The 18,843-nt window shown below is 39.5% G+C and carries 14 protein-coding genes; 2 read left to right on the top strand and 12 right to left on the bottom strand.

Annotation, left to right across the window (positions count from 1 at the left end; all coding sequences use genetic code 11):
- Nucleotides 1–84: 84 nt before the first annotated feature.
- The 12 genes from HMPREF0493_RS04570 to HMPREF0493_RS04625 form a co-directional block, all read right to left on the bottom strand.
- Nucleotides 85–1,446 (bottom strand): DEAD/DEAH box helicase, encoded by a 1,362-nt coding sequence (locus tag HMPREF0493_RS04570; RefSeq protein WP_040457229.1) that lies wholly within the window; start codon nucleotides 1,444–1,446, stop codon nucleotides 85–87.
- Complete coding sequence (locus tag HMPREF0493_RS04575; RefSeq protein WP_006352129.1) at nucleotides 1,439–2,395, bottom strand: DHH family phosphoesterase; 957 nt, start codon at nucleotides 2,393–2,395, stop codon at nucleotides 1,439–1,441. Before HMPREF0493_RS04575 ends, HMPREF0493_RS04570 begins: the two co-directional genes overlap by 8 nt.
- A 56-nt stretch (nucleotides 2,396–2,451) precedes the next feature.
- The gene (dinB, locus tag HMPREF0493_RS04580) at nucleotides 2,452–3,573 is read right to left on the bottom strand and encodes a DNA polymerase IV (protein ID WP_006352130.1); all 1,122 of its coding nucleotides are present in this window, start codon (nucleotides 3,571–3,573) and stop codon (nucleotides 2,452–2,454) included.
- Nucleotides 3,566–5,017 carry a glucose-6-phosphate dehydrogenase gene (gene zwf, locus HMPREF0493_RS04585; RefSeq protein ID WP_040457219.1) on the bottom strand — a complete coding sequence of 484 codons (1,452 nt, stop codon included), beginning with the start codon at nucleotides 5,015–5,017 and terminating at the stop codon, nucleotides 3,566–3,568. Before zwf ends, dinB begins: the two co-directional genes overlap by 8 nt.
- A gap of 108 nt (nucleotides 5,018–5,125) precedes the next feature.
- On the bottom strand, nucleotides 5,126–5,584 hold the full coding sequence (gene yajC, locus HMPREF0493_RS04590) for a preprotein translocase subunit YajC (RefSeq protein ID WP_006352132.1): 459 nt from the start codon (nucleotides 5,582–5,584) through the stop codon (nucleotides 5,126–5,128).
- A gap of 76 nt (nucleotides 5,585–5,660) precedes the next feature.
- The gene (ruvB, locus tag HMPREF0493_RS04595; protein WP_040457221.1) at nucleotides 5,661–6,677 is read right to left on the bottom strand and encodes a Holliday junction branch migration DNA helicase RuvB; all 1,017 of its coding nucleotides are present in this window, start codon (nucleotides 6,675–6,677) and stop codon (nucleotides 5,661–5,663) included.
- Between the two features lie 46 nt (nucleotides 6,678–6,723).
- A complete protein-coding gene (gene ruvA, locus HMPREF0493_RS04600; protein ID WP_006352134.1) occupies nucleotides 6,724–7,317 on the bottom strand; it encodes a Holliday junction branch migration protein RuvA in 594 nt (197 codons plus the stop codon).
- A gap of 3 nt (nucleotides 7,318–7,320) precedes the next feature.
- Nucleotides 7,321–9,204, bottom strand: coding sequence for a DNA mismatch repair endonuclease MutL (mutL, locus tag HMPREF0493_RS04605; protein ID WP_040457223.1), 1,884 nt, complete (start codon nucleotides 9,202–9,204; stop codon nucleotides 7,321–7,323).
- Nucleotide 9,205: 1 nt separating this feature from the next.
- Nucleotides 9,206–11,779 carry a DNA mismatch repair protein MutS gene (mutS, locus tag HMPREF0493_RS04610; protein WP_133286320.1) on the bottom strand — a complete coding sequence of 858 codons (2,574 nt, stop codon included), beginning with the start codon at nucleotides 11,777–11,779 and terminating at the stop codon, nucleotides 9,206–9,208.
- 271 nt (nucleotides 11,780–12,050) lie between these two features.
- Nucleotides 12,051–13,661 (bottom strand): chaperonin GroEL, encoded by a 1,611-nt coding sequence (groL, locus tag HMPREF0493_RS04615; protein ID WP_006352137.1) that lies wholly within the window; start codon nucleotides 13,659–13,661, stop codon nucleotides 12,051–12,053.
- Nucleotides 13,662–13,712: 51 nt separating this feature from the next.
- Entirely contained in the window at nucleotides 13,713–13,997 is a 285-nt protein-coding gene (gene groES, locus HMPREF0493_RS04620; RefSeq protein ID WP_040457224.1) for a co-chaperone GroES, read from the bottom strand.
- Nucleotides 13,998–14,194: 197 nt separating this feature from the next.
- Nucleotides 14,195–16,147: a sucrose-specific PTS transporter subunit IIBC gene (locus tag HMPREF0493_RS04625; protein WP_006352139.1), complete on the bottom strand. Its 1,953-nt coding sequence runs from the start codon at nucleotides 16,145–16,147 to the stop codon at nucleotides 14,195–14,197.
- Nucleotides 16,148–16,378: 231 nt separating this feature from the next.
- Between HMPREF0493_RS04625 and HMPREF0493_RS04630 the strand changes: the two genes are divergently transcribed.
- Both HMPREF0493_RS04630 and HMPREF0493_RS04635 read left to right on the top strand, forming a co-directional pair.
- Complete coding sequence (locus HMPREF0493_RS04630; RefSeq protein ID WP_050776637.1) at nucleotides 16,379–17,884, top strand: sucrose-6-phosphate hydrolase; 1,506 nt, start codon at nucleotides 16,379–16,381, stop codon at nucleotides 17,882–17,884.
- The gene (locus tag HMPREF0493_RS04635) at nucleotides 17,856–18,842 is read left to right on the top strand and encodes a LacI family DNA-binding transcriptional regulator (protein ID WP_006352141.1); all 987 of its coding nucleotides are present in this window, start codon (nucleotides 17,856–17,858) and stop codon (nucleotides 18,840–18,842) included. The genes HMPREF0493_RS04630 and HMPREF0493_RS04635 overlap by 29 nt, the downstream gene beginning before the upstream one ends.
- Nucleotide 18,843: the final 1 nt, after the last annotated feature.

Raw genomic sequence — 18,843 nt, forward strand, 5'->3', positions numbered from 1 at the left:
TCACCAATTAGCTCTCTCTTTGAAATTCAACTTTAAAAGACATATCTTAAGCTGAAAATAATTGTACTACTTAGACGAAGTTTGTCAACGTCCCTGCTCACGCCGACGGCGACGTTGCCGCTTAGCTTTGCGAACCTCATGCCGCTGTTCAAGCTTGCGCTTTTGACGATTGTCTTCTTGAATAGCACGTTTGATTTTCTTCTTGTAGCCTGGCTTGCGTTTACGTTTTTCTTTTTTAACATAACCAACCAGTTTTGTATCAAGCTTGCGATTCTTAGCTTCACGGTTGTCGCGACGGCGATAATGTTTACGAGGAACCAGTTCGCCCTTTTTAATTTCAACAAAATCAAAATGAACGCCCATCTTTTCCAGCTCTTCAATTCGGTTCATCTCTTCTTCGCGAATCAAAGTAACTGCGTGACCTGGCAAACCGTTGCGACCTGTTCTGCCAATCCGGTGAATGACGAATTCCAAATTGCGCGGAACTTCATAATTGATAACTAAACTTACGCCATCAATGTCAAGACCGCGGGCTGCCAAGTCGCTGGCAACTACATATTGGAATTGCCCCTGTTCAACTTGGCGCAAAGTCCGTTTACGCTCACGTTCAGTGATGCCGCCGTGAATTTTAGCGACCTTTAATCCTTGATCCTGCAAAAACTTGGTTAATTCATCAACTTTTTGCTTTGTATTGGCAAAAACCAAGGCCAAATATGGCTGCCCCATCGTTAATAATTGATAAAGAACGTTCTTCTTATCTTTTGAACCAACATCCAAAAGATCGTTTTTTATTGTTGGCGCAATAATTGCTGGATTATCAATGATAATTTCGTCAGGATGCGCCATATACTTACGTAAAAAGTTGGCCAACTTCACTGGAATAGTTGCTGAAAAAGCTGCAAAAAGCACATCCTTTGGCAACTTAGCAGCTACTTGATCGATATCATTTAAGAAGCCCATATCCAAAGTCATATCAGCTTCATCAATGATAAAGTCCTTCACGGCATCAACAGCAAAGATCTTCTTTTGGACAAAATCCAGCAAACGACCTGGCGTTGCAATAACCAGTTGCGGTTTTTTATTTTCGATTTTTTCTAATTGACGTTCCCGGTCAGTTCCTCCAGCCAGGTGCATGATTGAAATATTCAATCCTGAAGCCTTGCGCAGGCTCTTGGCAACCTGATAAAGCTGATCGGCTAATTCACGACTAGGTGCAGTAATAATTGCTTGAACATAGTCAGAAGACAGATCAATATCATTAAAAACCGGTACTAGATAAGCATGCGTCTTACCAGAACCTGTTGCTGACTGTACAATCACATTTTGCCGTGAAAGCATGGTCGGGATAACTCGTTCCTGAACTTTAGTTGGCTTAGTAAAATGAATTTTTTCAAGCCCGGCCTGCAGTTCAGGTTTAATTCTTGAATCAGTAAAAGTATTATTCATGTTCTTCATTGTATTTTTTAGTTACCTCAACAACTTCGGCGAAGATTTGCTTTACTTCATCCATATCTTTGGCATTAGCGCCTGAAGCCAAAGCATGACCACCGCCATCATGTTTTTCAGCTAATTTGTTGATTACAGGACCCTTTGAACGGTAATGAACGCGGAAAGTACCATCTGGTTTTTCAACAAAAACATTCCAAGCTTTGATATCTTTAATTCTTCCTGGAGTAGAAACAGTAACTGATGCTTGATCATCAGTAATGCCAAGTTTCTTCAAATCTTTTTGCATTAAAACAGCATAAGCTGCGCCGCATGGATCAACTGTCATATAGTCAAGAACGGCAGCTTGAAGTTTAGCTTGAGCAAAGGTAACATCACTGATATTACGAGCAATCTCAGTAATATTAATGCCTGTTCTGGCAAGTTGAGCTACTACATCAAAAGTATGAGCGGAAGTTTCTGGATACATGAACCGTCCGGTATCACCAACAATTCCAGCATAAAGCGGATAAGCAACTTCTTCAGGAAGAGGCAATTTTTCAGCATTAATAAAATCAACAATAATTTGAGAAGCTGCTGGTGCATCTGGATCGACATAACTCATATCGGCATATGGATCGACATCAGGGTGGTGGTCAATTTTAATTAAGAAAGAACCTTCACGGTAAAGCTTGTTGGAAATTCTAGAGGTGTTGGCAGTATCAGTTGTAATTACCAAAGCACCTTCATAATCTTTCTTAGTGACCTTATCCATAGTATTAATCCAGGCTAAATCGCCTTCGTCATTTTCACCGGCACACAAAATACGTTTGTCAGGGAATTTTTCTTGCAAACTTCTAGCAAGACCAGCTTGTGAACCAATTGCATCTGGATCAGGACTGATGTGACGATGCAAGATAATAGTAGGATATTCTTTAATTTTTTCGTAGATTTCATCAAAAGTACTCATAATCTTTAACTCTCCTTAATTTTCTTACCCTCTAGTGTAACAGACAATCGCCTTTTTTATAAAGTTGAAAACAGATTAGTTTCACGATAAGTTTCTTGTTCCAAATTGGTAGCCGAGATACCGAGCAGCCGAATTCCTTGATCTAAAAATTCCGGCAAAGTCTCAAATAATGACTTTGCCTCACTATAAATCAACTGTTCATCCTGCGTCTTTTGCCGCAGCATGCGTCGCCGGGTAACCGTATGAAAATCGGTATTGCGCAATTTTAAGACGATGCAATTGGTTTGCAGATTTTTTTCTTTAAGCATCTGACTGACATCTCGTGCATAATTTCTTAATAAAGTCAGCGCTTGCTGCTGGTCAAAAATGCTAGGCTCAAACGTCCTTTCCTTGCCAATCGACTTCCGTTGTCTCTTGGCTTCAACCGGACTTAAGTCTATGCCACGTGAATGCATTGCTAATACGTAACCCATCTTTTTAAAATGATCAATTAAAAATTTGACGCTTTTTTGCTGCAAATCGGCACCAGTATTGATCCCCATTTCTCTTAAAACGGCCTGCATCTTTTTCCCGACTCCAGGGAACTTCTTGATATCCTGCTGTGCTAAAAAGGATTGGGCTTCACTGGGCAAAATGACTGTTTTTCCAAATGGTTTGGCATATTCAGAACCCATTTTTGCCAAAAACTTATTATAGGTCACGCCATATGAACAAGTTAAACCGGTCGTGCGATATACTTTTTGCTGCATGTAATTGCCTAACTGAATTGAAGAGTAATCGCCTAGTTTATTTTTCGTAACATCAAGATATGCCTCATCTAAAGAAACGGGCTCAATGATATCTGTTACTTCGTGCATAATGACATGGACTTGATTAGAAACCGCATGATACTTGTCAAAATTGGGCGGAATAAAGACTAATTTATCTGCTGGAATAAGCTGCACTGCTTTAATTGCCGGCATAGCACTGCCAACGCCATATTTGCGCGCGATATAATTTGCAGTCGTAATCACGCCATGACCATTGAAATCCCGCGGATCATGAGCAACAACTACTGCCTTATTTTTTAATTCGGGATGGTCCCGCATTTCCACTGAAGCGTAAAAAGCATCCATATCCAGATGAATAATCCGGCGATGGATGTCGTTTTTAGGTAATAAATTCTCGTTATTATTCATAAATCCAATGTTCAGTTGGAGATTCAAAAATATGGTTGCTTTCAGTTGGCCCCATCCGATATGGTGCGTATTGGACGATATCTGGGTTGCCAGCTTCGTTTTCCTTTTGCCAAGCGTCTTCTATTGCATCAATGAACATCCAGTAACGTTTTAATTCGCTCCAGTGGGTAAAGTTAGTGGAATCATTGACAAAAACATCATGGAGAAGGCATTCATAACCATCTGGCACTTCTGCTAATTCAGACTTAGAGAAAGTGTAGTCAAGATTTTCTCTTCTAATTCCTTCTTCACTAATCTTTTTACCGTTGATGGTAATAAAAATTCGACTTTTTGGATCAATTTCAATCGTAATATTGTTGGAATAAGCTTGACCATATGGAGTGTTGATATGCTTTAGCACTATGTCAATTCGGTTCTTCTTTTCTTTGAATTTCTTACCAGTTCTGAAGTAAATTGGAACATCGGCAATTGGTCCTCTTTCAAACTTAACCTTTCCTGCGACATATGTTTCAGTTAAAGAATTAGGATTTACCTTCGGTTCTTTCTTATAAGCAAAGGTGGTGTCACTACCAGCATATTGGCCTCGAACAAAGTCCTTTTTTACTTGTTCAGCATTTGGAATAATCAAGCTTTCCAACAATTCTTGCTTTGCCTTGTGAATGGCTTCTGAAGAAATATTCTCTGGTTCTGGCATTGCCAATAAGGTAATGATTTGGAAAATATGATTTTGCACCATATCACGCAAAGCACCTGAGGTTTCATAATATTCACCACGAGCTTCAACACCGAGTCTTTCAGCAAAAGTAACTTGAATATTCTTGAGATTGCCTTTGTTCCAAATATTCTTAATCAATGGATTGGTAAAACGCATTGGCAAAATATTTTGAATCATTTCCTTGCCAAGGTAATGATCGATCCTAAAGATTTCATTTTCAGAAAATGAAGCGGTAATTTGCTTATTTAATTCTTCAGCACTCTTAAGATCACGGCCAAATGGCTTTTCAACAACAATCCGGTTAAAGCCGCTGCCAGTCAAATGCTGATCGTCAATATGGGTGGCAATTGTTCCGAAGAATCTTGGTGCCATGGCCATGTAGAACAAGCGATTTCCTTGGGCACTGTAACGATCGTCCAGTTCTTGAGCCAATTCTTTTAAAGTAACATAGTGTTCAACATTAGTTACATCATGAGATTGATAGTAAAAATGACTTGTAAAGTCTTTGACATCATTTTCATCAACTTCAGTATGAGTTTCATGAATTGCATCGCTTACTTGTCCACGTAAGTATTCATGCGACCAAGGACGACGTGCAGTTCCAATAACAGCAAAATTGTCGTGAATCAAGCCTTGTTCATAAAGATTGAATAATGCAGGATAAAGCTTACGGTGTGCCAAGTCACCACTACCACCGAAAATAATCATGACAACTGGAATATTTTTCATTTTGTACCTCCACTTCATAGTCAACACATTTATTTTACAACAAGGAATTTTTTAGCAAAATAAAAAACGCCTTTCAAAGGCGCTTTTATTCATAAAATTATCTTATGATTAATCTTTCTTTTCTTCTGAATTGTCATCTGCTGGCTTTTCAGTTTCAGGCTTTGCTTCAGGTTCTTCCTTAGTTTCAGTCTTTTCTGCTGATTTTTCTTCTGCAGGAGCTTCTGACTTTTCAGTTTCAGCTGATGCTGGCTTTTCTGCTGCGGCTGGCAAAACTTGACGAATAGCCATTCTGCTGAAAGTCAAGTAGATACCATCAGCGTCAATAACAACAGTATTGTCCTTGCCATTGATTGAATCAACTTTTCCGTGCAAGCCGTCAACTAAAACAACACGGTCGCCCTTCTTCAATTGATCCATCATTTGCATTCTCTTTTGTTGTTGCTTCTTTTGCGGGCGAATCATGCCAAAGTACATGAATCCGATCAAAATAACGAAAACAACAATCATCATAATATTGCTGCTGCCACCTTGAGCATTAGCCAAAAATAAAGTATTCAAATTTTTCACCTCATAAAAATATCAATGTTAATGTCAATTACTTTTATTATACAAAAAGCAGACCTAAGATGCACTCTAATCTGTCTTATTCTTCATTTGGATTAGGTAATCCTAATTGAGCATAAGCTTTGTCAGTTGCCATTCGACCACGCGGCGTTAATAAAATAAAGCCATGCTGCAGCAAATATGGTTCATACAAAGATTCAATCGTATCAATATCTTCACCGACACTTGCTGCTAAAGTTCTGATGCCAACAGGGCCGCCACCATAGCCTTCGATCATCGTACGCAAAAGTTTGCGGTCAGTCAGATCCAGTCCTTCATCGTCAACCTGCAATTGCTTCAAAGCATGCTCCGTTGTCTTTAAAGAAATGGTATCTTCACCTTTAACTTCGGCGAAATCACGCACCCGTTTTAACAAACGGTTGGCCACTCGTGGCGTTCCCCGAGACCGACGAGCCAATTCATGAGCTGCTTCAGGAGCAATAGAAGTATGAAAGACATCGCCGGATCGTTGAATAATCTGCTCTAACTCATTTACAGTGTAATATTGCATATGCTCAACAATACCGAAACGATCACGTAGCGGCGCTGAAAGCTGTCCCGCCAAAGTAGTTGCCCCAATTAAGGTAAATGGAGGAAGTGGAACATGAACGGCATGCGTCGTTTCTCCCTCACCGATCATAATATCGACATAGAAATCTTCCATAGCAGAATAAAGTACTTCTTCAATCGGTTTAGGCAAACGGTGAATTTCATCAATAAACAAAACATCGCCAGGATCCAGTTCTGATAAAAGTGCCACCAAATCACCGGCTTTTTCAATCGCTGGCCCAGATGTACTTTTAAGATGAACGCCTAACTCATGCGCAATGACAAAAGCCAATGTAGTTTTACCAAGACCTGGTGGGCCATAAAGCAAAACATGATCTAATGCTTCATCCCTTTGTCTGGCTGCCTTGATATAAACTGCCATTTCTTTTTTTACTCGTGCTTGTCCCAAATATTGATCCAAACTTTGCGGACGCAGCGACATTTCAACTTGTTCTTCTTCCGCATCTTGCGCTTCACTTAAAGTTATCGCGTCTTCCTTGTCTACCACAAAATTCACTTCCTCACTTTTTTACAAACTAATGTTCACTATAACATTACTTCTTTAATAAAAGGGCCAATCCCTTCTTAATATATTTATCTGCACTATCGGTATCAATTTTTTCCAGTTTCGGAGTAATGCGATTGACCTCTTTTTGAGTGTAGCCTAAGGCAATCAAAGCTAATAAGGCATCGTGCAATTCTGGTGAAATCTCTTCATTATCGGCAACCGTCCGATCCAAACGATTAACATAATCGCCTAACTTTCCTTTCAAATCAAGCACAATTTGGGAAGCCGTCTTTTTGCCCACGCCCGGAAAACGCGTCAAATACTTAACTTCACCCTGCTCAATTGCTTCAGCCAAGGAGTCGCTGTCTTCAGCCGCCATGATAGCTAAAGCAGACTTGGGACCAATTCCGCTGACACTCAACAATTTCAGGAAAAGACCTTTAGCATTTTTGTCTTGAAAACCATAAAGAGTAAAGCCATTGTTATCTGAGAAATTCTGCTCAACATAAACTTTAGCCTTTTGCCCTTGATGATAAGCAAAAGGAGTCGGACTGAAAACTTTATAGCCAACGCCATTAACATCAACGACGATATAGCTTGGCGAAATTTCAGCAATCGTTCCATCTAAATATTCAAACATCTTTTATTCATCCTTTTTAAACATCTTCCGCAAGTCATTTTGACTTATTCTTACTAAAACAACTTTGCCATCGGCATCATGATATGGATCACTGCTCTTGCGCAAATCCGCTAGAAGACTGACATTTTCTCCAGCCGATAAATCAACATGACCGGTAATTTCTTTTCGAGCCTGCAAAGCAGCAATTTTAGCAAACAAGGTCGTTTCAGTCTGGTGTGCGAACGTTAAATAGCTATCCAAAATTTTTCTAACTGAGCCTTCAACATCACCATGAATCCATGTTGGATAGGAGCGCATAATAAAACTGTCTTGACCAAAATCTTCCAGAAAAATTCCGATTTTTTTAATCTCGTCAATTTTGCTTTTTATCTGTAAAAAGTCCAAGTTGCCAAATTCAAGAACCAAAGGCGTTAATAAACCTTGCTGCACAATCTTTTTTTCAAGCAGTGTCTGATAAATTTTTTCATAAGTTAAACGGCGCCGTGCTGCTAACTGATCAATCAAAAACAGATCACCATTATCTTCAGCAATAATATAGGTTTTAGTTTGACCCAAATATTGCAGTTCTGGCAAACTGGTAGCCAGCGTTTCATCCCCAGTTGAAATAACTTCCTTGTCAGACTTGCCTTTGCCAAAGGGCGTTAATTGTGTTTGTTTGGCAATATTGTCTGCCCATGTCGTGGTAATTACGTAACGATCATCCTCACGTGGAATACTTAAATCCACGTATTTCGTCTTAGCCTTTTTAGGTGTTAATTCAGTTGGCGTTACTTTTTCATGAATTTCTGGTGTTGGTTGCCTAGTGGTATTAACCACGTTCTGGTTTAAATTAAACTTTAATTGATCAACCAGGGTCTCCTGCCGATTAGTTTTTAAATTGGCAAAAGCATCGCTTTGTTCGGGATGACTGATTAAGTTATCGCTAATAGCGGCCGTGATCAAACGGCTTAGTTCTTTTTCTTTAGACAATCTTACTTCTTGCTTAGTTGGGTGAACATTGACATCAACTAATAAAGGATCGACCTTAATTGCAACCACCACAACTGGATAATGACGTGCAGTTAATTTGGAACCATATCCTTCCATAATCGCCGTGTTCAGGCGAAAGTTCCGAATATAGCGACCATTAAGCAAAATGGAAATAAAATTGCGGGTTGAACGCGTCAATTCAGGACGAGACATTAAACCCGAAACCTGAAAATCACTGTCTGCATTTTTAAAGGGAATCATCTTTTCAGCAATATGGCGACCGTAAACATTAGCTACGGTTTGGGCTAAGTTGCCATTACCCGGCGTTCTCAATAATACTTTGCCGGCATTAGACAAAGTAAAAGAAATTTGCGGATAGCCTAGCGAAATGCGGTTGACAATATCGACAATTTTCATCATCTCAGTTCGCGGACTACGCAAGTATTTCAACCGCGCCGGGGTATTGAGGAACAAATCTTTAACTGTTATCTTTGTTCCTTTTCTTGCAGCTGCATCTTCTTCAGTCTTTTTATTTCCGCCCACAAAAACTGCTTTAGTACCAATCTCATCAGCAGCTGCCGTAATCATTTCAACATGAGCAACCGCAGATATAGAAGCTAGAGCTTCTCCTCTGAAGCCTAATGTAGAAACGTTAAAAAGATCACGCTCATTATTGATTTTGCTAGTTGCATGGCGAGTAAATGCCAAATCAATCTGATCGCGTGCAATTCCTGTACCATTATCCTGAACAACGATTTGCTTTAAACCGGCATCCATAAAATCAATTCTGATTCTGCTTGCACCAGCATCAATTGAATTTTCAACCAATTCCTTAACAACACTAGCCGGTCGCTCAATAACTTCTCCGGCGGCAATTTGATTAGTTAGGGCCTCGGATAATTCATGAATTTTAGGCATTTTACTCGTCATCCTTTAAATCTTGTTGCCAATCAGCAACCATTTGCATTATTTGCAGTGGTGTCTTGTCTGCTAAATAAAGGTTAGAAATTTGATCCAGCACATCTTTTTCAGCATTTGAAACTGTTTCTGCTTCATCGTCAGTTGTCTCTTCTGCTTCTGGAGCATTTTCCGTAAACAAATTCAGCTGTTCACTGGCTGGTCCCAATTCGCTTGCACCCTGTGCTTCAAGTCGTTTAAGCAATTTAGTTGCTTCACGCAAAACGCGATGCGGCAAGCCAGCAAGTTGAGCAACGTGAATCCCATAACTCTGATCGGCTGGGCCAGGTAAGATCTTGTGCAGAAAAATCAATTTGCCATTTTCTTCAGTTGCTCCAACATGAATATTCTTCAAGTGATGCAATGTCTTGTCTAAATCAGTCAATTCATGGTAGTGCGTGGCAAATAAAGTTTTCGCACCGACTTTATCATGCAGGTATTTAACAATGGCGCCAGCTAAAGCCATTCCATCATAAGTGGCTGTTCCACGACCAATTTCATCAAATAGTACCAAACTACGTTTGGTAGCATATTGCAGTGCTTCATTTGCTTCACTCATTTCCACCATGAAAGTACTCTTACCAGAAATCAGATCATCGGCCGCACCGATTCGCGTAAAGATTTGGTCAAAAATTGGCAAGTCTGCACTGTCAGCTGGCACAAAGCTGCCCACTTGCGCCATAATCGCAATTAATGCCATTTGTCGCATATAGGTACTTTTACCAGACATATTTGGACCAGTAATCAAATAAATATCCGTATCGTCGGCCATTTTGACATCATTAGGGATGTAGGAACCAGCCGTCATTACCTTTTCTACAACTGGGTGGCGGCCACCAACGACGTCGATATTCTGGTTGGCACTGTGAAAGCTTGGGCGACAATAATTATTTTCTTCTGCAACGGTAGCAAAGCCTGTATAAACATCTAACGCAGCCAATTGATTGCCCAATTTTTGCAGAGCTGGAATATACTTTTTAACTTCTTCACGCAATTTAACGAACAAATCATATTCCAAATCAGTTGAACGAGTCTGCGCCTCCATGATGAGGTTTTCATGTTCTTTCAATTCAGGCGTGATATAACGTTCGGCATTAGTCAGCGTCTGCTTGCGCGTATAACGATCCAAGGGGACTTTGCTCTTATTGCCATTAGAAACTTGAATATAGTAGCCAAATACTTTGTTATAGCCTACCTTCAAGTTCTCAATTCCGGTTTTTTCTCGTTCATCAGCTTCCATTTGTGCCAGCCACTTTTTACCGTTGTTCATCGCATCACGGTAACGATCAAGCTGAGCATCTACGCCATCCTGAATTAAGCCGCCTTCTGTTGTTAAAATTGGCGGATCCTTAACTAAAGTAGTTGATATTAATTCAGCAACACCTTTGAGTGGATCAATTTTATCGGCAAAATCTTTTAATTCTGTACTGTCTGATTGCTTTAAAGCATCTAAAATCACTGGTACAGCTTGCAAGGAACGTGATAATTGCAAAAGTTCACGAGCATTGACATTGCCAAAAGCAATCCGTCCGGTCAATCGTTCAAGGTCATAAACGCCTTTTAAAGCATCAATAACATTTTCTCGGGTAAAGTAGTTGTCTAACAAGGATTGAACCATCTCTTGCCGCTTATTGATTTCTTCAATTGAAAGAAGCGGACGCGATAGCCACCGCTTAAGCAAACGACCACCCATTGCCGTATGAGTTTTATCCAGCACCCAGAAGAGCGAACCCATCTTTTTACCGGTTTTTGCAGAAGAAATTAATTCTAGATTATTCTGCACAGTATGCGACATTTGCAGATATTGATTTACTTCATAGCTTTTTGCAATCTGTAAGTGGGCCAGGCTGCGTTTTTGTGTTGTTAATAAATAACCTACTAATTGTTCAGCTGCCTGTCTTTCTGCATGATTCTTTAAGTTTTGTTCAACGTATGAAATTTCGGCATGTTCGCCTTCAAGCGGCGTTGGTTTAGAAACTGTGATATTTGCCTTGTGCATAAAATCTTGATTTTGTGCCGTTAATGGTCCGTTATACACAACTTCACGCGTTCTTAAAGATAAAAGTTCGTTTGAAACTGCTGCAAAATCTTTTAAGTGGGTAGTATAAATCTCACCTGTGGACAAATCACTATAGGCTAAACCAAATCCACTATTGGTCGTCACTACAGAAGTTAAGTAATTAGACTCTTTTGCCTCATTAGGTCCTTCAGCCATCATAGTACCGGGCGTAACCAACTGAATGATCCCTCGCTTCACCATGCCCTTGGCCTTTTTCGGATCTTCTAGTTGTTCACAAAGTGCAACTTTGTAGCCTTTTTCAACTAAAGTATTCACATATGAATCCACAGCTAAGTGAGGCACACCTGCCATTGGAATTGGATTTTTAGTTTTATTAGAACGGTGAGTCAAGGTTAACTCAAGAATCTGCGCACCTTTGACTGCATCGTCTTCAAATAATTCATAGAAGTCGCCGACGCGATAAAAAAGGAAGGCATCGGGATATTGCTTTTTTATGTCATAATATTGCTCCATCATAGGAGTAGTACTGCTTTTAGCCAAATGAAATTCCTCTTTCTTTTTAGCTCTTTTTCACTGTTAACTATTATACGCTAAAGATGTGGACAAAAGAAAAAAGACCGCAAATGCGATCTTCTTTCTATGTGTATAACTTTTATTGCAATGTTTTAAATTATATTCTCAAACATAAATGTTTGAGAATTGAATCTCTAAGCGCTAAAACGCTAAGAGATGAACTAGATCATTTCATGATCTAGAAATGTATCCGTAAGCGCTAAAGCGCTAACGGCTACATTCCCATATCTGGAGCTGGAGATTGTGGCTTATCTTCAGGAATATCAGCTACAACAGCTTCAGTAGTAAGAAGAAGTGCAGCAATAGATGCAGCGTTTTGAAGGGCTGTACGAGTTACCTTAGTTGGGTCAATGATACCTGCGTCAACCATGTTTTCCCACTTATCAGCAGCTGCGTTGTAACCAACTTCATTGTCTTGGTGTTCCAACTTGTCTAAGATTACTGAACCATCTTTACCAGCGTTTTCAGCAATTTGACGAACAGGTGCACTCAAAGCTTTCAAAACAATGTTGATACCAGTTTGTTCATCAGCTGAATCACCCTTAAGATCCTTAACGGCCTTTTCAACGTTAACAAGTGCAGTACCACCACCGGCTACGTAACCTTCGTCAACGGCAGCACGAGTTGAGTTCAAGGCATCTTCGATTCTGTAACGACGTTCCTTAAGTTCAGTTTCGGTAGCAGCACCAACGTGAATAACAGCTACACCACCAGTTAATTTAGCAAGACGTTCTTGCAACTTCTTCTTGTCGAAGTCTGAAGTAGTTTCTTCAATTTGCTTTCTGATTGAGTCTTCACGTTCTTGAATAGCATCCTTTGAACCTGCACCGTCAACAATAGTAGTTGAGTCCTTGGTTACAGTGATACGACGAGCTTGACCTAATTGATCAATCTTGGTGTCCTTAAGTTCAAGGCCAAGGTCTTCAGTGATTACAGTACCACCAGTTAAAGCAGCGATATCTTGTAATTGAGCCTTACGACGGTCACCAAAGCCAGGTGCCTTAACAGCAACAACGTTGAAAGTACCACGGATCTTGTTCAAAACAAGAGTTGGAAGAGCTTCACCAGTTACATCGTCAGCAATGATCAACAATGACTTGCCTTGTTTAACAATTTCTTGAAGTAATGGCAAGATGTCTTGAATGTTTGAAATCTTCTTGTCAGTGATCAAGATGTATGGATTATCAAGGTCTGCTTCCATCTTGTCGTTGTCAGTTACCATGTATTGTGATAAGTAACCACGGTCAAATTGCATACCTTCAACTACTGAAAGCTCAGTGTTGATACCACGTGAGTCTTCAATAGTGATAACACCATCGTGACCAACCTTTTCCATAGCATCAGCGATCAAAGCACCAACTTCTTTAGAAGCTGATGAAACAGCTGCAACATTAGCAATTTGATCCTTTGATTCAACCTTGTGGCTGATCTTGTGAAGTTCATCAACAGCTGCCTTAGTTGCCTTTTCAATACCGCGACGAATACCAACTGGGTTAGCACCAGCAGTAACGTTCTTCATACCTTCACGAACGATAGCTTGAGTCAAAACGGTAGCAGTAGTAGTACCGTCACCTGCGATGTCGTTAGTCTTTTGAGCTGCTTCGGCAACTAACTTAGCACCCATGTTTTCGTAGTGGTCTTTTAATTCAATTGACTTAGCAATAGTAACACCATCGTTAGTGATGTCTGGGTTACCGTAACTTTGTTCCAAAACAACGTTTCTACCCTTAGGACCAATAGTAGTCTTAACAGTATCAGCTAACTTATCAACGCCCTTTAAGAGTGAACGTCTTGCGTTTTCTGAGAATTTAATATCTTTAGCCATAGATTAGCTCCTCCTTATCTCGATTTATTTTAAAAGATTTGACTTAGATAATTACTTAACGATTGCTAAAATATCTCTTTCGTGAAGGACTAAGTACTTTTCACCTTCATATTTAACATTAGTGCCAGAGTACTTATCGTATAAAACTACGTCGCCCTTCTTAACTGTCATTGGCAGCTTTTCGCCATTTTCAGCATAAGCGCCGTTGCCAACTGCAACAACTTCACCTTCAGTTGGCTTTTCCTTAGCATTGGAAGCAAGGACGATGCCTCCAACAGTCTTTTCTTCTTCTTCTTTAACTTTTACGATCACGCGATCACCGATTGGTTCTAACACGTTTGTCCCTCCTATAATCTTAGTTTTTTTAATTTTTATTATCATATTTGTTAATTAGCACTCGTATTTACCAAGTGCTAGCTTACAAATATGATAATAACGTGTTTTCAATAAAAAAGCAAGAAAAAATTAGCACTTTTTATAAAAGAGTGCTAATTTTACTTTTTCTTTATTTTTCTAGAGGATTATAAGATTTTTTAATTATGAGCAGTAACAGCGATTAATTTATCACCATGCTTAACGCCTGCATCGCTAATTCTTTGAACGTTAGCATAGTTGGCAGTATTAGTAATAATTTCCATTACTGTTGTATCATAGCCAGCCTTCTTGACGGCTTCAAGGTCAACCGTACCCAACTTGTCTCCTTTGTTAATACGTTGTCCTTGCTTAACAAAGCTTTCAAAGTGCTGACCCTTTAAGTTAACTGTATCAAGACCGATATGAATCAATACTTCAGCACCTTTATCAGATTTAATGCCATAAGCGTGCTTGGTCTCATAAGCAATAGTAACAGTACCTGTCACTGGTACGTAAATCGTGCCATCACTAGGAACGATTGCTGCACCGTCACCCATTAATTTAGCGGAAAATACTTTATCGTTTACTTTAGTTAAGCTTTCAGGCTGTCCATCTACCGCAGCCGCAATAACTTCATCCTTTAAGCTTAATTGTTCTTTAGATACCTTTTCGGCTTTTTGATTATCTTCAGCAATTGAAGTTGCATCATTAACTGGAACATCTTGACTAGCAACTTCTTCCTTCAAATGACCTTTACCGTAAACATAAGTCAAAATAAAGGCAATGACAAAACTAATTGCAACGGAAACAACCCACATTGGAATCGTCTTTGGATAAATTGAAAGGAAGCCCAGGAAGCCGGCTGAACCTAAAGCAGCAGCAGTAACATGCATCAAGCCCGCAAAGGTAGCAGCAACACCAGAACCGATTAAAGCACAGAAGAATGGGAATTTGTACTTCAAGTTAACACCGAAAAGTGCAGGTTCAGTAATACCAAGAAGTGCAGAAACGCCAGCTGATGAAGAAAGGCCCTTCATCTTTTTGTTCTTAGTTAAGAAGTAAACTGCGAAAGTAGCAGCACCTTGAGCTACATTGGCCATACATGCGGTAACGAAGATAAAGTCACCAGAGCTTGCACCGTGAGTTTGAGCAAATTTAGCCAAAAGCTGAGTTTCAACAGCTGGGAAACTTTGGTGCAAACCAGTAGTAACAATTGCTGAGTAAGTTAAACCAAAGACACCCATTCCGAAGGCACCAGTTGTATTGTAGAGCCATACGATGGCATTAGTAATCGCATCAGATACGCCTTTAAAGACAGGGCCGATGATCGTGTAAGTAAGAAAACCGGTAATCATCAATGACAGAAGTGGTGTGAAAGTAAAGTCAACGGCTGATGGCAGCCACTGGTGCAATCTCTTTTCCAGAATAGAAAGTACCCAAACAGCAACCAATACTGGAATAACTTGATATTGGTAGTTGATTTGAGCAACATGCCAACCCCATAAGTCCCAGAACTTAGTTGCACCGCCTAAGTTAGGCGTGGTCATAATCATACCGACGGCTGTACCTAATAATTGGTTAGCACCAAATCTCTTGGCTGCCGACATACCAACCAAAATTGGCATAAAGATAAATGGCGCAGCGGACATGATTTGAATCATACTTGAAAGTCCGGCAATACTTGGTACCATTTGAACAACTGACTTGGAGCCAAACAAACCTGGCGAAGTCAAGAAGTTGTTCAATGCCATAAGCAAACCACCAGCAACTAAAGCTGGAATAATTGGAACAAAGATATCAGACAAGAGTTTAATGAAGTCCATTACTGGGTTCTTCTTTTGACCCTTGACAGCAACCTTCTTTAAATCATCAGTTGATAGTTCTTTCAAGCCAGTAATTTTGATTAATTCATCATAGACGTCATTAACGTCCCCTGGCCCAATAATTACCTGATATTGACCATTAGTCTTAAATGTTCCTTTAACATCAGGATCATTATCTAAGGCCTTTTGGTCAATTTTTGAATCATCCTTTAAAACCAAACGCAAACGAGTAGCACAATGCGCAGCGGCAATGATGTTATCTTGATGAACATCTTTGATAACTCGTTCTGCTACTTTCCTGTGATCCATAACTTTCCTCCCTCAAAATTATGTAAACGCTTTATCTTTAAAGTCATTAAATTATAATAGCGCATTCTAAAAATATGTCAATCGTTTATCATATATTTTCATCTTTTTTGCTATGATATTGTATAAGCACTGATTCTTTAGCAATCAGCTTAGCTGATAACCGTTTGACATAGCTTACTGTTTTTAATAAAATGATCTTAAAAAGATACCGCTTTCATGGAGGATGTTATTATGGAATGGACTCGAGAAAAACGTTACTTGCCTTATAATCAGTGGAGCGCTGAAAAACTATTGGATTTGCAAGCAAAAGCAGCCAATTCGCCTGCACAGATGCATTATCACTTGCATCCCATCTCAGGATTAGTCAACGATCCGAATGGCTTTTCTTATTTTAATGGCGAATATCACCTTTTTTACCAATCCTATCCTTTTGGGGCCGTTCATGGTTTGAAATCATGGTGGCACTTCAAGTCTTCAGATTTAGTTCACTGGGAAAATTTGGGCTTGGCAGTTAAACCTGACTGTAAAGCCGATTCTCATGGGGCTTATTCTGGTTCTGCAATGCAAATTGGCGATCGTCTTTTCTTAATGTATACTGGAAACCACCGCGATGAAAATTGGATAAGAACGCCATATCAAATTGGAGCCTGGATGGATAAAAATGGCAATGTCAGTGATAAGCATGTTTTATTCGAAAAACCAGCAAACATTACTGAGCATTTCCGTGATCCACAAATTATTAAGAAGAACGGACATTATTATGCAATTTTAGGTGCACAGGATCAGGCAGAAAAACATGGACACATTGATGTTTGGAAATCTGACAATTTAACTGATTGGCACGAGTTAGGATTTTTGCATTTTACTGATCAAACAATGGGCTATATGATCGAATGTCCAAACATCGTCAACGTTGACGGCAAAGCTGTCGCCATTTTCTGTCCTCAAGGACTCGATCAACAAGTCGCAAACTACCGCAATATTTATCCAAACATGTACGTAATTGCCGACCAAGCTGATTTTGAAAAAACGCAATTAATCAATCCTGGTAAATTGCACAATCTCGACGAAGGCTTTGATGTTTATGCCAGTCAAGCATTTAATGCACCAGATGGTAAAGCTTATGTTATCAGCTGGGTAGGCTTGCCCGACACAACTTATCCAACCGATAATGAAGAATGGGCCAACTGCTTGAGTCAAGTTAAAGAACTCTCCATTAAAGATGGCAAATTGTTACAGCAGCCTGTTTCTTCAATTAAAAGTTTGCGCGGTCAAGAGGAACAAACCAACTCACAATTAATTAAAGAAAAAACCAACGGACAATATGAATTAGCAATGACCATTAAAGCTGGTCAAAATGGTAAACTTTATTTAGCAGCAAGCGACGATTTAAGTCAGAATGTCACTCTCAGTTTTGATACTGCCAAAGGCTCATTAACTTTAGATCGTTCACATAACGCTCAATCCGTTTCAGAAAAATATGGTCAAACACGTAGCATTTTGCTAAAGCAGGATGCTGATCTTAAACTAGACATTTTTGTTGACCATTCTTTAATCGAAGTATTTGTTAACGATGGTGAACATGTTTTAACCGGAAGATTCTTTAATGATCCTGACAAGCAAAAAATTTGTTTCGATCACAAGATTGACTACACAGGCCAATTCTGGAAAATGAAAACCATCCTTTTTAAAGTAAAGGCGATCAAAAATGGCAGTAAAACTCACCGATGTAGCTAAAAAGGCCGGAGTTTCTGCAACCACAGTTTCGCGTGTAATTAATAATTACGGATATTTAAGCGAAGCAACAAAGAAAAAAGTATTCGCAGCTATGCGTGAATTAAATTACAAGCCCAATTCCTTGGCTCGCTCTTTGCAAGGCAAAAAGATGAAGCTAATCGGCGTAATTTTTCCAAGCATTGCTAACCCATTTTTTGCGGAATTGATTCAAGATATCGAAGCTGAACTTTTTAAAAAGAACTATAAAATTATCCTTTGCAATGCCGGTAAGGATAAAGAAAAAGAACGTGAATACATTAAGATGCTGTTAGCTAACCAAGTTGATGGCATTATCGCTGGTGCCCACAATTTAGGAATTGATGAATATCAACGCTTAGGTTTGCCAATTGTTTCTTTTGATCGTAAGCTTTCCGATAATATTCCGATCGTTAGCTGCGATAACTATCAAGGAATTCAATTGGCTGTACATGATTTGATTCAAGCCGGCTGCACAAATATTTATTTTCTGGGAAACAAATTAACTAAAGGCAATCCAACGGACAAACGTCTAAAGGCTTATTTGGATACGATTAAATCATTAAAAATGACGCCTCATCTTTGTTCAGTAGCATTTTCCGATTCTCCTGTTTTAAAAAAGATGACAATCCATAAAATGCTGACGCATGATCATCCGGATGGCGTAGTTTGTACAGATGATCTAACGGCAATTTTGGTTTTGCAAGAAGCAGTCGAGCTAGGTATCCAGGTACCAAAGGATTTAAAGGTGACTGGTTTTGATGGGACAAAAGAAATTCAAACTTATCATTCCGAATTATCTACAATTGCTCAACCGATTTCGGACATGGCTATCCTGCTTGTTAAATTATTGCTAGAACGCATTAATGATCCACAAAAACCACTTAGCCAGCACCAGTATCAACTACCCGTTCGCTTAATTAAAAGTAAAACCACAGCATAAG

This window comes from Lactobacillus amylolyticus DSM 11664 (genome assembly GCF_000178475.1).
Lineage (GTDB): Bacteria > Bacillota > Bacilli > Lactobacillales > Lactobacillaceae > Lactobacillus > Lactobacillus amylolyticus.